Here is a 15,233-nt window from a genome sequence, read left to right as displayed (position 1 = left end):
GTTTGGGCGCACGCTTCTGCGCGACCGCCGTCGAGACCGGGGCGCTCGGCGAGCAGTGTGGGTTCTCGGGTGGACGGCGGCTAGGCCATGACCGCGCGGTAGCTCTGCGCGTCTGTCGCACCCTCGGTGTTGATGATGACCACCCGGCTCGACTCGTCGAGACCCAGCGCCCGCCTGGCCTCGTCATCGGTGGACAGTTCGAGAAGTGCGACCAGTCCGGCACACCCAGTTTCTCCGGATTCGATTGCGGTGTACCCATTTTCGGGTCGGCCGAGCATCCGCATCGCCTCGTCGACGTAGCCGTCACCGCAAGCGACGTATCCGGTGGTGCCCGCGTGGATGATGGGCCAGGTTGGCCGGGACGTCTCTCCCACGGACATGCCGATCATTCGGGTGTGGAGGTCACCGGTCACCACGGTGATCTCGCCGGCGCGGGCCGATGCCTGCAGGCAGGCCGCACGCTCGGGCTCCACGACGACGAACTTCGCTTCCGGTACGACACGCAACATCGCCGGCATGATGGCTCCGGCCATTCCGCCGCAGCCGGCTTGCATCAGCACATGCGTGGGGCGAGCCTCGGCCAGCTCGTCGGCAAGTTCTCTGGCGAGAACGCTGTAGCCGTTCATCACGTCGACCACGGACTCCAGCGGCGTGTCGGCTCGGGGCGCCGTATCCGTGATCACTGCCCAGCCATTGGCCTCGGCGTCCTTGGTGTGCAGCTCGGTGACTTCGTCGTAGTTCATGTCGATGCGCGTGACGGTTGCTCCCTGGGCGGCGATCGCATCCGCCCGCGCCTGACTGACCGCGGCCGGTACGTAGACGATGCATTCGACGCCAAGGTTTTTAGCTCCCCATGCGACGGAAAGACCGTGATTTCCGTCCGTTACACAGCTCGCTACAAAAGGTGTCGCGTCGCGCCGGGCCTGCCATCGCTGATACGCGAGTTGGACGGCGTACGCCCCACCGAGGGACTTGAAGCTGCGAAGCTCCGAACGTAGTGACTCGTCCTTCACGAGGATCTCTCCGACCCGGGCCCGCTTGGCCACGTCCGGTCGCGAAATCAGCGGTGTCCGACTGTATTCCGGCCACGAGGTGATCGTGTCCCACGCGTGCTCGGCGGCTTCCGGGGTCAGCAGAGCCGATGCCGCGGCGAGCGCCGCCGTCACGTCGACGTCCGGGTTGATGTAGGTGGTGAGGGTCATGGATTCACTTTCTCGTGTGGCCTGAGCGCTTACCGGGCAGCGCGTGAGTCGGTCGATTGGGCGGACGCTCCGAGGGAAGCAGCCGCCGTGATGAAGATCTGGGCGAGTTTCACGATCGACTCCGCGCTCACCCACTCCACCTGAGCGTGCGCGCCCTCGCCGCTCGGGCCGAAGAGCACCGTCGGGACGCCGGTCTCGGCGATGAGGGCGGAGTCGGCCCAATAGCTCACGCCGACTGTCGGCGCTTTCGTTCCGTGCTGATGGGCGGCAGCTGTCAAAGCTTGCACCAACGGGTTCGCCGGATCGATCTCGAAAGGGTGGCGATGCTGGATGACTGTGACCTCCGCCGTGACGCCGGGCAGCCCGGAGATCGATTCGAAGACGGCCTGCTGGACCTCGGCGAGAACGGACTCACTGGTTTCACCGGGGAGCGTCCGACGCTCCAGGATGATGCGGCACTCGTCCGGGATCGTGGATTCCTCGATGCCGCCAGTGATCAGCGAGGCATGCAGGTTCGGTGAACCAAGCAGCGGGTGTTGCCGGGAGCGTAGCGATGCATCGAGTGCCTGCAGCGCCACCAGTACGTGCCCGGCGTTCATGATGGCATCCACGCCGAGATCGGGGCGGGAGCCGTGTGCGGCCTTTCCCGTGATCAGGACGTCAAGCCAGACGAAGCCCTTGTGAGCGACGCCGATCTGCAGTTCTGTCATCTCGGCGACAATGGCGTAGTCGGCGGTGAGGAAGGGGAGGGTTTGCTCCATTCCGCGGCTGCCGAATTCTTCGTCGGCCACCATCGCCACGACGACGTTGATGTCGTGGTTTGCCGCGAGCTCCCGCATCGCGATGAGCGATGCGGCCATGCCGGACTTCATGTCATAGGCGCCGCGACCGTGGATCTGGTCGCCGACCCGAGTCGGCGCGAGGGGGTTGGACATCTGGCCGAAACCGACGGTGTCGAGATGACCGCCGAACAGGATCGTCGGCGCGCCGGGATGCTGTGTCGCGTTGGTCAGGATGATGCTGGGTCGATCGTCGCCGATTCGGCGGGACTCGAGGCCATTGTTCTTAGCCCATTCCTGCAGGAAATCGGCCATCTGGCCTTCTCCGGTGCCGGTGGGGTCCAATCCCGGATTGACCGAGGGAATGCTGATCAATCGATCCAATAGACCCAACAGCTCATCTTCGTACGGCGCCGGAGGTGCGGGGGATTGGTTGTCCATGAGGTGCCTTCCACGGCGAGTTCCGTTCAGACTGATCCGAGAATCGTGTCAGCCGTCACACCGAATGAAAAGCGAACAATTATGGATATGATTCTTAAGTAAATCTTGATCAAGCTCTCCGGTCCGATGTGGCTCTCCGGCGTCCGCGGCGTTTACGGCCGAATGTTCGGAATATGTTGCTACAGGTCTGTCAGGCCCGGCCGGTGGCGCCACGGCCGAAGATTCATGCGCGTGGATTGTAGGGCCCGTTGAATTGCATTGCTACTCAGCGTTGTTGGATCTCCAGCGATGTCGACGAGCATGGTTCGGGAGGGTGGGCGGCGAAGTGCTCTGCTAAATCTCTAGGCCGGGTTGGTGGGTGGATTGGAGTGGGCTCGGTAGGCGCGCTCGAGCCCGCGGGTCAGTTCAATCACGCCCGGGTGGTCGGCCGTGGCGGTCCAGGTCGAGAGATAGACCGTGCGCGTCTGCGTTGCGTCTAGCGGATGCATCGCGATCCCGCGAGGCAAGGTCGCAGCGATGATGTGTGGGATGAAGCCGAACGCGAGACCCCGTTCGATGAGACGGAGATGCGACAAGAGGTCCCCCGACTCATAGCGCACCCTCGGTTCGAAGCCCTGCCGGCGGCACCATTCAAGGGCCCACTGTCCGCTCGGGCTCGACAGCGGTTCAAAGACCCAGTCGGCTGCGGACAGCGCTTCCCGCCAGGACTGTTCGTCGGTGGCATCGGCGGCATGCAAGGGCAGAGCACCGACGCGCGTGATGAGGCTCATCGGCTCAGTGAACAGCTCGACACTGGTCAGGTCGGTTCGTACGCGGTCGGTAAACGTGTCGAAGCGCTCTGCGATAGCGACGCTCACGGCGCCTCCGACAAGGCTCTCCAGCGATTCGAGCGACTCGCCCTGCACAAGCTCGATTGAAAAGTCGGGAAACCTTTTACGGAGATCAACGATCGTCTCGGGCAGTAACACCTGCGTCACAGTTTGCAAGCAGGCGACCCGTAGCTGGCCATGTATCGTCTCAGAGGAGGCAGCGATCGCGGTGCGTGCAGTTTCGAGCTCAAGCAAGACGTGCTTAGCGATTTGCGCCATCAGCCGACCTTGGTCGGTGAGTTCGAGTGCCTTTCCTCGCTTGCGCACGAGTTCAGCACCTACCTCCTTTTGAAGCGTCGTCATCTGCTGCGACACAGCCGACGAGCTGTAGGAGAGTGACTCCGCCACTGCGGCAAGCGAACCGAGGCGCTCGAACTCGACGAGCATGTGCAAGCGGCCGATGTCGGGCCAGATTTTCACGGGCGTCCTTGGCGTCGTCTCCAGTGCACCTCACACGCCTGAGCTACCGGATTGGAGGGGCTGAGGATCAGCGTAACGCCGCGATGGCATCCATGTATTCGCTGCCAGGACACCCGCAAGGTACACAATGGACAGACCATCAGCAGCCACCGCCAAATGCCAAATGCCGACCAGCCGAGCATGGTGCGCGGCATGTTGTCGGAGGCGGGCCTGCTCGGCGGATACCGCCGCGAACTGGGTTGGGCAGTTGTCTGTCACACCCGGCCCTGCACAAGGAGATCGCCGCCGGTGGAGTTCGTAACGATCGACGATCACATGGTCTCCCTGTTCCTGACCGGCGACGATCCGACGTATGCCATCACGGTGACCGTCGAGACCGACATCGATCGGCTTGAATGCGTCGTTGCATACACTGCGGACTCACCACCATCGGCGATCGAGTTGACGAGCTCGGTGCCGATGCCTGAAGTCAAATACCAACGGGCACGCGGAAGATGGATGCGCGACGGTTGAATAGCCACCCCGGCTCACCGGGCCGACAGCCAGCCACATATGCGCCGGTAGAACTTCGACCGAGGCACGGTGCGTGGCGGTCGCCATACCAGGTGCGGGAACAACACCGGGCGGAATGCTTTGGTGCATAACGGAATTAGACTAGCCAGGCGTCACCGTGACTCATTGCCGCACGCGCGAGGGCCAATGTCCATCTCAGATCGCTGGCCTATCCGGCGACTTTTCGGAGAATGAGCCGGCAGATTGGCGCCGATTTTGACCTCGGCGTAGTTTGCTGGTACCGACGGGTGCATGTTGCACGTAGGGGAGCGGCAACGCTCGGGTCCTGGGGAGGCCCCACGTCCTGCAGACGTCAACCGCGAACGCATGCTCGCTTCAAGATCGTTGCACGGGCTCTGGCAGGTTCGCACAATGTGCCGAGCAAGTACAAGTAGGGCAGGTGGCTGTGACAGCCTGACTTGGCCCCCGACAATCCTGACACGGCCATCACGGTCGAGATCGACGGGGAGACCGAGGCAAACTTCACGGTCAGCGACCTAGCCCGCAGACTCCGGCGGGCGGAATCGCTGGTTGAAGCCTACATTGAGTTGGAGACTAGGTCGGGCTGGTCTGGGAGTGTGAGATGTCAATTCCAGCGATTGTGGCTCCGGGTGCTCGGCTTCTTGCGCGGGCTACCCCGAGGATGTTCCCGGCACCGATTACGTGCCCGCTGCTGGCGCTTCTGCGACACCAACTCAGCGACAATGAAGCCCGCCCGGTCGCCGCGCAACTCACCGCCACCGGGCAATCACCTGTGTCGATCACCGACATCGAAGTGGCCATCACCAAAGTCATCGACACCATGCCCTCACCGCACGACGTGCAACGCGTCACCGACCCGCTCACCGCCGACGGATGGATTTGTTCTACGTCAGTCCAGACGTAGCTCGATGAAGGAGGTATCCCATGGGAATCAGCGACGACATCACCACTTCGCCGACAAGCCGTCGCGGTTCGGCCAGCCTTCACGGTCTGGCCGGCGATCAGGGTCCGGCCGAAGGCGGGCCCGCCGAGCAGTTCGAAAGGAGGGCCTCCGACCCCAGTGATGACGACGGCAGCGCCGGCGGCGAAGGCGCCGCCGAGCAGTTCGAAACAGCCTATGACTACAGCGATGACGACGACGCCGACAGCAGCACGGAGGGCGAAGGCCCCGCCGACGGCGGCTCCAACCCCACCACGACTTCGACGACCGGCGATGCAAATCCGACCGGCGGTCGCGGTTCGGCCAGCCTTCACGGTCTGGCCGGCGATCAGGGTCCGGCCGAAGGCGGGCCCGCCGAGCAGTTCGAAAGGAGGGCCTCCGACGCCAGCGATTGACGACGGCGGCGCCGACGGCACCGCATAATCGAATCCCGTGCTGAGTCGCTGCACTGCCCCGAAGCGTTCGCCAACGAACTGGGGACGTCGTCGCTACTCAGCCGAACAGGCACGCTACCCCGCGATTTCAGTGATCTCCTCCCGGCGTCCGACGTCGACGAGCTGCCCTTTGAATGCGCGATACGCGCGCCGTACATCCGGCTGGTGCTGACGAGATCGTCGCGATGACCTCGTCAGCTGGAGCCGTGGCGTTCGGATTCGTAGCGCCCTACCGGAAGGTCCGGGTCGGTATCCGCGAAAGACCCAGGGCCAGTTGGGATGTGCGACGGTCTGACCGTTGTGGTTGGTGGCGGCTCGATTGTTGACGATGCCGGGAAGCGCACCCTCGTGGCCGCATGCACAGATTCCGACTGTTCTTTTGGCTGCCTGATAGCAGTACCCGCAAACGGATTCGCCAGGCCAGTTCGCTACCTTTCGCCCTTGGCGACCATGGCGCCGCACAATCATCGCGGCGCCCGGTCACGTCATGCGCGCATGGCCGGGCAGGTAGATGGTCTCGCGCTCACGCTCCGCCGAAATCGTTCTGGCGCATCGACGTTGTACCGCTGAGCCGGACGGCGCTGCACCATCGGGGACACGCCTGGACCCTGCGGCACTTCGTCACCATTTACACGATGTTTCCCGTGTCGAGGCTGCCCGCCACACCGAACGAGCGCTTCACCACCCGCACCAGGATTGCGGTGGCGACGATGGTCATAATGCACAGTGCGATGAGGTAGCCCGCGACGAGCCAAACGGAGATTGACAGCAGGAGGGTGGCAATCAGTGGAGAGAGGCCTCCCCATAACGGCGACGCGATCTGGTAGCCGAGGCTCGCACCAGAGTACCGCTGCAGCGTATTGAACGACTCCAGGATCAATGCCGGCTGTGCTCCGTAATGAGCCGCCCACGGCACAAGCGACAGGCAGAAGGCGGCGATGATGATCGCGCTTCCGCCCCACTGCAATACGCCGAAGAAAACGATGGTCGCGAACATCATGAAGACAGCGCTGCCCATGTATACCTTGGCGCGGCCGAGTCGATCGGACAGATGTCCCGCGTAGAGCAGCACCGGGATGCTGACCGCAGAGGCGATTGTGATCGTGTTGAGAATCGTTTGCTCTTTCATGCCAACGTAGAGCACGGCCAGGGGGACGGCGAAGGTGGTGAAGATGTAGTAGGAGGAGTTCTCCGCGGCGCGCAACATTGCGCAGAGGATGACCTCTCGCCACTGGGTCCGCAAGAGGACTATCAGTGGCGTCTTCGCCTCCGCACCCTTCGCAACGTCCTTAGCCTGGGTTTCCTTGGCAGCAAGGAACTCCGGAGACTCATCGACCTTCATACGTAAGTAGAAGCCGATTACCGCGATGACAATCGAGGCGTAAAAGGGCCAACGCCAGCCTGCAGTCCAGTTGCTCGCGTCGAAGTTCTCGCCGGAGAGCGCCGACGAAACCGAAACGGCAGCGACCGCGATGAGGGTGGCGATGGGGGCAGCCAGTTCCACGAAGCTGGTCACTAGACCGCGACGGTTGTTGGGTGCCCATTCTGCGGCGAGCGTCACCGCGCCACCCCACTCGCCACCGACACCCACTCCTTGGACGAACCGGAACACAACCAGGAGGATTGGCGCCCATATGCCGACATGGTTATAGGTCGGTAGGAGCCCGATGGCGAGCGATCCGCCACACATGATCAATAGTGACACCAGCAGAGTGTTCTTACGGCCGTGCTTGTCGCCGAAATGTCCGAAGATGAGGGCGCCGATGGGCCGCGCGAGAAAACCCACGAAGAACGTCGCGAATGACGCGACTGTCCCCGTCAACCGGTCAGCCTCGGGGAAAAAAAGCGTCGGAAAGACTAGGCCCGCCAAGGTGCCATAAACGAAGTAGTCGTACCACTCGAGGATATTTCCGACGGCGGCGCCGAGCACTGCTCGTTTGATCTGGCGGGGCCAGTCGCGAATCTGGGCATGATCGTGCGCGACGACGGGAGATGTCATGGTGGTGATCCCCTCTGGGCTGATATGTGAACCAGCCTCTTGAAGCAACACAGCAGCAATTTTGACATGTTATCCGTTACAGGTAAAATATAACATTAGAGCAGCAGTCGCAATGCGTGTTTGGCCATTTGCAACAAGGCGTCTGGTGGTCCGTCAGTCCTTGCGGACCCTGGCGGATTTCAGCGAATCTGTGGCGACGACAGTGAGCAGTGCAGACCCGACGAGCGCGGCAACCAGCAATCCTCGGCGGCGCAATCCCCTCCGAGGCGACGGTCGATAGCGGGGAGACGATCATCAATCTCAAGCAAGCAGTCAATGTGCCTAACGTCGGAAACCCAAATGCCATTGTGGAATTGGCGGTACAAGCCGAGGCCGTAGGGTGGGACGGATTCTTCGTCTGGGACACGCTGCAGACCGAAGCCGACGAACGTGTCGACGTGCTGGATCCGGCTGTGCTCTTGTCGGCCATCGCGACGTCAACTTCGACGATTGCCATCGGACCCATGGTGACCGCGCTCCCGCGGCGCCGCCCATGGAAGGTCGCCAAGGAGCTCATCACGCTCGATCACCTTTCGCGGGGGCGCTTGATCGCTGGCTTCGGATTGGGCTCCCCGTCAAAGGAGGAGTTCGCGGATTTCGGCGAAGAGACGGAACTTCGCGCCCGCGCCGCCTTGCTTGACGAGGGCCTCGGGATTATCGACACCATGTTCGCCGGAGACGCGGTGGACCACGCGGGACCCGCGTACAACGTGCATGCCCACTTGAAGCCGGGCGCTTACCAACGTCCGCGACCGCCGATCTGGACCGCCTCGGTCGGAACTTCTGGCGGCCCACTCGCGCGCGCGAAGCGCTGGGACGGGGTCTTCGCGATCGCCAAGGACTATCAGGGGTTGACGCCCGCAGAAGTACGGGAGTGGCGTGAGAGAGTCGAGCGCGAGGACAGCTACGTCATCGCCACCACCGCACGAGTCGGCGTCAGCTCCCGTGACCTCGACGCCGCCGGACTGAACTGGCGAGTGAGCGAACCACGTCGTCTCCACGACGACTGGGTGACCGATTTTCGACCGCTGATTCTTGCTGGTCCGCACGCATCAGACTTCTGATGCGTGCGGGCGGCGCGTCATCCGAACAGTTCGCGCAGGTGGGGATTGAGGAAGATGCCGTGCGGGTCGAACCGACGTCGGATCTCCTGGAATTCTTCGTATTTCGGGTAGAGCTGTTCGGCGCGGTCCCGGGTGAGGTAGTGGATTTTGCCCCAGTGCGGTCGCGCATCGAACTGCTGCAACTCGCGGTCGAGGTCGCGCAGGAACGGTTCATAGGTGGTGCCGGGCTTGCCTGACACCGACACGGACACCGTGTCGCGGTGGTATTGCGCCGACAGGTACGCCTCGTCCGCCCGCTGCCACCGAATCTGAACCGGGCTGATCTGATCGGTATGACGGGTCAGCATCAAATCGCGCAACGTGCCGAGCGCGGCGCGCCCGTATTCGGCCGGCACCATGTACTCGAGTTCATGGAAACGGGCGTCTGTCGTCGCATCGGGATAGATGAGATGCGCCCGACCTGTCCGCGATCCCGGCTCGCCATCGATGTCTGCGGCCGTCGGGGGCTCCTCGGTCAGCAGTTTGACCACGCAATGGTCCTTCGGCAGATCGCCGAGGTCGTACATCGCCGAAGACTCGTCGGTGGGGAGCCACCAGAACGAGAAATGCCGGTAGCTGGACAGGAACTCGTCCCACCGCGCGTCGACTTCGGAGAACGGCAGGACGGCGTTCTGTTCACGGAGCTTGTAGGCGGGCACGCACTGCAGGGTGAGGTCCAGAAAGACCCCGAGCATGCCGACCGAAACTTGAGCGGCGTGCAGAAGGTCGGGCTGGTCCTCGGTAATGGTCACGATCTCGCCTTCGCCATTGACCAGACGCACCCCGCGGACCGTAGACGACAAGCTGCCGAACAGGGGTCCCGAGCCTTTGGTTCCGGTCGCAATCGCGCCCGAAATCGTCTGTGCGTCAACGTCGCCCTGGTTCGCAAGGGACATTCCCGCGTCCCACAACGGGGCGCCGACATCGGCGAGACCCGTGCCGGCGCGCACGGTGGCCCGGTGGCGCGATGTATCGACATCGACGACGCCGGACAGTGCCGTGATGTTCAGCAACGTGTGGTCGGTCTGCACGATCGGAGTGAACGAGTGGCCGCTGCCGGCAACGCGCAGCCCGTGATTGCCACGTACTGCCTCGCGGACCGCTGACACCACGTCGTCATCGGTCGCTGCGGTGACGCTCGCGACATAGTCGAAGCCCTGGTTTCCTCCCCAGTTCTCCCAGTGGCGGGTGGTGGCCGTGGCGTCGCTCATGAGCATTCTCCGTATGTGTTCGCTGGTGGTATGTGACAGACTACATGTCACCGATGAGTTGTCCAGAGGCGAACGCGCGTCGGTGTTCCGTGCGGCCAAATTGTCCACGCTTGGCCCCCATCGCCTTGGGGCATCTGTTGACAGCTCCATCGACCGGGCGCATAGTAACCGGTAACATATTACCGGTGAACGATTAGGTCTCGCCGATCCCACGTTGACTACTGAAGGGACCACTCACGCCAATGGCTGACTACGACCACCACGAGGACGATCAGCTTCTTGCGAAGCTGGGATACCGGCAGGAGCTGACTCGCTCACTGGGTCAGTTCTCAACGTTCGCGACGGGGTTTGCATTCATTTCGATTCTCACCGGCATGTTTCTGCTGTTCGGTTTCACATACGCCAGCGGTGGCCCGGCATCGTTCTGGGCGTGGATTGTGTCTATCGGCGGCCAGCTGCTGTTCGCGCTGGTTTTCGCTGAGCTGGCGGTGAAATACCCGTTGACGGGATCGGTGTACAACTGGTCGAAGCACATTGCCAAGACTGGCGTGGCGTGGATGGCGGGCTCAGCGATGATTCTCGCGTTGGTGGTGTCTTCGGCGGCAGTCGCGCTGACCATGCAGGCGATTCTGCCCAGCATCTCGGACGTCTTCTGGCTCTACGGCGACGGCACCGGACCCAATGACGCCAGCATCAATTCCGTCATCCTCGGTTCACTCATGCTGGTCGGGACCACCGTGGTCATGCTCTGCGGTACCAAGGTGCGCGCTCTCGTCAACAACATCGGTGTGTCCATCGAACTCGTCGCGTCGCTGGTGCTGATCGTGTTGCTGTTGTTCCACGCCAAGCGCGGGCCATCGGTCGTATTCGAGACCAACGGCACCGAAAACAATTACAGCACGGGATACTTCGGCGCCCTGCTGCTGTGCCTCATGCTCGGGCTGCTGGTGATGTGGGGGTTCGACTCGGCGACCACGCTCAGTGAGGAGACCATCAATCCTCGGAAGAACGGGCCGAAGGCGATCATCCGCGCATTGCTGGCGTCCGGTGTGTTCGGTGCTCTGCTGATCCTGTTCTCGGTGATGGCCGTGAAAGATCTCGGCGCGGACGAGATTGCCTCCGGTGGGTTGACGTACGTCGTCAAAAGCACACTGGGGGATACGGTTGGCGATCTTTTCTTGTTCTGCGGTGCGTTCGCCGTCTTCGTCTGTGGCATGGCCAATCAGACCGGCGCGGTCAACCTGATGTTCGCCATGGCCCGCGACAACGCATTTCCCGGCTCGCGGTTCGTCTCGAAGGTCAACGAGCGAGTAAAAGTCCCTGTGGTGCCGACCATCGGCGTCGCGATCATCGCCATCTTGATACTCGTCTTCAACATGGGGCAGCCGCAGATCTTCCTCGTCGTGTCCGGCACCACCATCATCCTGGCCTTGACCTCTTACCTCCTCATTGTTGGCCCGAATGCACTGCAGCGCTTGCAAGGTCGCTGGACCCAGCCCGAGAAGGGGTATTTCAGCCTCGGCAGATTCGGGACCCCGGTCGCAGTGGCCGCAACGTTGTGGGCAATCGTGATGATCGTCAATATCGCGTGGCCGCGGCCGGATGTCTACAACCCGGCAGAGCCATTCCACTGGTACCTCCAGTGGGGTGGGGTGCTGGCGCCGGCGATCATGTTGGGCCTGGCGTTCGTGGTGTACTGGTTCACCCGCCGCGGCAAGATGGGCATTCTCGCTGAGCACGCGGCCACGTCGCAGACAGAACCGGACGACGGCCCCCGCGCACCCGCCCTGAGTTGAGGACACCGGAACTTCGTGCGGTGAATCGGCACCACGCCAGGCTGTTGAGCGAACTGCAAACGGTCGCAATGCAGTTGGACGTTCCCGATCTGGGCGATGTCGAAGAGGCCCGCCGTGTTGATGCCCGGCAAGTGGCGTCGGTGACACCGCGCGACGTGCCCGGCGTGGATCCCGATGCGGTCAGTATCGCCGAGTTCGCGATCTCATCGGGTTCGCCCGGCCGACCGAGACCCCGGGTGCGGTTGTACCGTCCCCGGGGCCGGTCGCGTCGCCGGGGGGGCATTGGTATTCGCCCATGGTGGGGCGTTTTGCCTCGGCGGTCTGGAGACCGATCATCTGCGGTGCCATCTCTACGCGCAACGCGCTTCGTCCGTTGTCGTCAGCGTCGACTATGCGTTGGCGCCTGAGAATCCCTATCCCGCAGGCTTGGACGACATGTCGGCAGTCGTGCAGTGGGTGTCGGACAACGCCGACGAGCTCAACGTCGACCGACGTCTGATCTGCATCGGCGGGGAGAGCGCCGGGGGATGCCTGGCGGCCGCAGTTGCGCTGCGCTGCAGGGATATCGCCAGCGTCGTGTTGGTCGGTCAGCTGCTGCTGTTCCCCGTCACCGACCATCGCCTGCGGACGGCCTCGATGGACGAGGGCGCGGATATGCCGGCCTGGAACGCCGTCCAGAGTCGCACGATGTGGGCGCACTACCTGCGGGGCCTGGGCGGGCCGATATCCGGCGACGCGTCCCCGGCCATGGCCATCGACCTGACGGGCTTGCCTCGGGCGCTCGTGGTCACAGCCGAGGTCGATCCATTACAAGACGAGGGTCTCGAGTACGGCCAACGGTTGTGCGCAGCGGGTGTCAGCACAGATATCCATAGTTACGCCGGCACATTTCACGTTTTCGACATGGCCTCGCCGGGCACCGCGGTCGCCCAGCGGGCACTTCGCGAACAGACCGACTTTCTGAACGGGGTATTCGCCTAGTGCCGCGACGTTATGGCTGCGTGAAGCCCGGGTCGGCCCAGTCGCCGCGGATATGACGGAGATGGCGCTGCATCAGTTCGCGGACCTTATCGGGGGAATCAGCGACGATTGCGTCGAGGATTGGCAGGTGCTCCTCGGCGGAGGCGACCAGGGCGCCCTTCTCGGATAAGCTCTTGAGCCCGTACTGGCGGGTGTTATCGCGCAGGCCGTCGATCGCGGCGACGAGGCGCTCGTTGTTACTGAACGCGAGCAACCCGAGGTGGAAACGCCTATCGGCGTCCAGGTAACTGATCAGGTCGCCCGCGCGCGCCGACGTCACGATCTCGTCGGCGATGCGATGGAACTCCTCGTATTGGTCGATGATCTCCTGCCGGCCGGCCAACGCCGCGGTGGCTGGGATCTCCAGGAGGGTTCGCATCTCGTAGATTTCGCGGCGATCGTTGTCATCGAGCGGCAGCACCCGGAATCCGCGGTTGCGTACCGCTTCCATCAATCCCTGGTTCACCAGGGTGAGCATGGCTTCGCGCACGGGACTAGCAGACACCCCGAGCTGATTGGCCAGCGCGGTCGCGGAGTAGATCTCGCCGGGGGCGAGCTCACCCGACACCATGCCCGCTTTGATAACGCGTAGCGCCTGGTCGCGAAGGCTGGGCTGTTTGAGGCTGGCTGTTGTGCTCAGCATGACAACGTTCCTTTCGGCAGGCGCGATATCTAACCCATCCATCGATATCCTACGTTCTATATTACGTCTGACATCCAGAATGTCGCACGTAGGCCGCACGAGTCGGGGCGTTGCGTCGCCGGTCTAACCCGGCGTCGGCCGTGCGGTGCACGAGTCAGTGCGGTCGGTCGGCCGGCCGGCCAATTGCAATATCCCGTCGATGCGGCGCGGAATGGCATCGTAATCGTCACGGAGTTCTTCGGGCAGTACCGATTGTGGGGCGTTCTGGTAGGTAATCGGCCGCAGGAAACGCCGGATCGCGGTGGCACCGACGGATGTGTGCGCCGAGTTGGTGGAGGGCCACGGCCCGCCGTGGTTTTGCGCCCACGACACCGCGACACCGGTGGGGAAGCCGCCGAACAGCACCCGGCCCGCGTGCACCGTCGCCACTCGGAGCAGGCCGGCGTTGTCGTCTGATTCGGTGGTATGCAGGGTGACGGTGAGCGAATTGGGCAACAAGGCCGACAATCTGGCGACCGCGGTGAGCACGTCGTCGGGCTGATATCGCACGACGACCGAGATCGGCCCGAAGACTTCTCGGACCATCGTGCGGTCAAGGTCGTCCAGGGAGACTTCCAGCAGCGCCGGCGTGACCTGGTAGCCCGGACCGCCGCCCTCCGGCGCGGTGTAAGTGGTCAGGTTTGACTTCTTCGCGTAGTCAGCGGTCGCCTGCCGATAGCTGGTGAAGATTCCTTTGTTGAGCAGAACGTGGTCAACAGCCGTGGTCAATTCGCTGCGAGCGGCGTCGACGAGCGCGGTGCCGTCGGCATTGTCGGGTACGAGAACGAAACCGGGCTTGGTGCAAAGCTGTCCGGAGCCCAATGTGATCGACGCGACGAGACCGGCGCCGATTTCACTGCCTCGCGCGGCAGCAGCAGCGGGGGTGACGACCATCGGGTTGAGGCTCGACAATTCGCCGAAGAACGGAATCGGCTCGTCGCGGGTGCTGATGATGTCCATCAGTGCCTTTCCGCCGGACAGGGATCCGGTGAAACCGACCGCCTTGATCGCAGGGTCGGCGACAAGCGCGGCGCCGGCCGCGGTGCCGTAGACAATGCCCAGTGTTCCCGGGGGTGCTCCGCTGGCCCGAAGTGCGTCCGCCATCAGTGCGAACGACAGCTGCGATGTCCCCGGATGCGAGCCGTGCGCCTTGACGATGACGGGGTTGCCGGCGGCCAGGGCCGAGGCAGTGTCCCCACCCAACACTGAGAATGCGAAAGGGAAGTTGCTTGAGCCAAAAACCGCGACTGGGCCGATGGGAATCAGCCACCGCCGCAGGTCCGGCCGTGGCCCCATCGGCGTGTCGCCGGCGGGATCGACCATGACCTCCAGATACGCGCCGTCCCGAATAACCTCGGCGAAGAATCGGAATTGGTATGCCGCACGGGTAACCTCGCCTCCCAGCTTGCCGGCGGTGAATCCGGTTTCACGTGACGCGACGTCGATCAATTCGTCGCGATGCGCGTCGATCGCATCAGCGATGCGTTCGAGCATGTCGGCGCGCTTTTGTCGTGGCAGCTCGGCGAATTCGATTGCGGCTGCGGCCGCTTCCTCGCAGAGGGTGCGAACCTCCCGGGCGGTTGTCTCCTGGGTGACGGGGTCCAGGGGTTCTCCGGTGCGTGGATTGACGGCGAAAACGGCGGCGGCCATCGGGTGTCCTTTCTGTGATGGTCAGGTGGTGGATTGGTCGACGAGCATCGCGGTGGTCAGCGGTACGCCCGCTAGGCCGCTTTCGAGTCGCGATGTCAGTCCGTTCTATTACCG

At 63.2% G+C, this 15,233-nt stretch carries 13 protein-coding genes and 1 pseudogene; 7 read left to right on the top strand and 7 right to left on the bottom strand.

Annotated features, from left to right (window positions below):
- Positions 1-80: 80 nt before the first annotated feature.
- The 3 genes from B133_RS0107025 to B133_RS0107015 form a co-directional block, all read right to left on the bottom strand.
- Positions 81-1,202 (bottom strand): diaminopropionate ammonia-lyase, encoded by a 1,122-nt coding sequence (locus B133_RS0107025; protein ID WP_018600027.1) that lies wholly within the window; start codon positions 1,200-1,202, stop codon positions 81-83.
- Between the two features lie 29 nt (positions 1,203-1,231).
- A complete protein-coding gene (locus B133_RS22495; RefSeq protein WP_018600026.1) occupies positions 1,232-2,422 on the bottom strand; it encodes a M20/M25/M40 family metallo-hydrolase in 1,191 nt (396 codons plus the stop codon).
- Between the two features lie 341 nt (positions 2,423-2,763).
- The gene (locus tag B133_RS0107015) at positions 2,764-3,711 is read right to left on the bottom strand and encodes a LysR family transcriptional regulator (protein WP_018600025.1); all 948 of its coding nucleotides are present in this window, start codon (positions 3,709-3,711) and stop codon (positions 2,764-2,766) included.
- 288 nt (positions 3,712-3,999) lie between these two features.
- On the opposite strand from B133_RS0107015, the gene B133_RS0107010 reads away from it, so the two are divergent.
- The 4 genes and pseudogenes from B133_RS0107010 to B133_RS25300 form a co-directional block, all read left to right on the top strand.
- Positions 4,000-4,224 (top strand): hypothetical protein, encoded by a 225-nt coding sequence (locus tag B133_RS0107010; protein ID WP_026256079.1) that lies wholly within the window; start codon positions 4,000-4,002, stop codon positions 4,222-4,224.
- Between the two features lie 622 nt (positions 4,225-4,846).
- Positions 4,847-5,149, top strand: a complete 303-nt coding sequence (locus B133_RS22490) for a DUF3349 domain-containing protein (protein WP_085974175.1) — start codon at positions 4,847-4,849, stop codon at positions 5,147-5,149.
- A gap of 20 nt (positions 5,150-5,169) precedes the next feature.
- Positions 5,170-5,580 carry a hypothetical protein gene (locus B133_RS23295; protein WP_018600022.1) on the top strand — a complete coding sequence of 137 codons (411 nt, stop codon included), beginning with the start codon at positions 5,170-5,172 and terminating at the stop codon, positions 5,578-5,580.
- A gap of 518 nt (positions 5,581-6,098) precedes the next feature.
- Positions 6,099-6,233 (top strand): annotated as a pseudogene (locus B133_RS25300) (histidine phosphatase family protein); the annotation flags it as partial.
- 14 nt (positions 6,234-6,247) lie between these two features.
- Here the strand turns inward: B133_RS25300 and B133_RS22480 are convergent.
- Entirely contained in the window at positions 6,248-7,618 is a 1,371-nt protein-coding gene (locus B133_RS22480) for an MFS transporter (RefSeq protein ID WP_157625803.1), read from the bottom strand.
- 317 nt (positions 7,619-7,935) lie between these two features.
- Here B133_RS22480 and B133_RS22475 point away from each other — a divergent pair, with 317 nt between their 5' ends.
- A complete protein-coding gene (locus B133_RS22475) occupies positions 7,936-8,721 on the top strand; it encodes an LLM class flavin-dependent oxidoreductase (RefSeq protein WP_157625802.1) in 786 nt (261 codons plus the stop codon).
- A 17-nt stretch (positions 8,722-8,738) separates the two neighbouring features.
- Here B133_RS22475 and B133_RS0106985 read toward each other — a convergent pair whose 3' ends face one another.
- Complete coding sequence (locus B133_RS0106985; protein WP_018600019.1) at positions 8,739-9,971, bottom strand: D-arabinono-1,4-lactone oxidase; 1,233 nt, start codon at positions 9,969-9,971, stop codon at positions 8,739-8,741.
- 242 nt (positions 9,972-10,213) lie between these two features.
- Here B133_RS0106985 and B133_RS0106980 point away from each other — a divergent pair, with 242 nt between their 5' ends.
- Both B133_RS0106980 and B133_RS22470 read left to right on the top strand, forming a co-directional pair.
- Positions 10,214-11,767, top strand: a complete 1,554-nt coding sequence (locus tag B133_RS0106980; RefSeq protein WP_018600018.1) for an APC family permease — start codon at positions 10,214-10,216, stop codon at positions 11,765-11,767.
- Positions 11,768-11,941: 174 nt separating this feature from the next.
- Entirely contained in the window at positions 11,942-12,748 is an 807-nt protein-coding gene (locus tag B133_RS22470; RefSeq protein ID WP_081618196.1) for an alpha/beta hydrolase, read from the top strand.
- Positions 12,749-12,758: 10 nt separating this feature from the next.
- Here B133_RS22470 and B133_RS0106970 read toward each other — a convergent pair whose 3' ends face one another.
- Positions 12,759-13,430 (bottom strand): GntR family transcriptional regulator, encoded by a 672-nt coding sequence (locus B133_RS0106970; protein WP_018600016.1) that lies wholly within the window; start codon positions 13,428-13,430, stop codon positions 12,759-12,761.
- Positions 13,431-13,553: 123 nt separating this feature from the next.
- The gene (locus tag B133_RS0106965) at positions 13,554-15,119 is read right to left on the bottom strand and encodes an aldehyde dehydrogenase (NADP(+)) (protein WP_018600015.1); all 1,566 of its coding nucleotides are present in this window, start codon (positions 15,117-15,119) and stop codon (positions 13,554-13,556) included.
- Between the last annotated feature and the right edge of the window lie 114 nt (positions 15,120-15,233).

This window comes from Mycobacterium sp. 155 (assembly GCF_000373905.1).
In the GTDB taxonomy this organism is placed as follows: domain Bacteria; phylum Actinomycetota; class Actinomycetes; order Mycobacteriales; family Mycobacteriaceae; genus Mycobacterium.
This window is presented reverse-complemented; position numbering and strand designations above follow the sequence as displayed.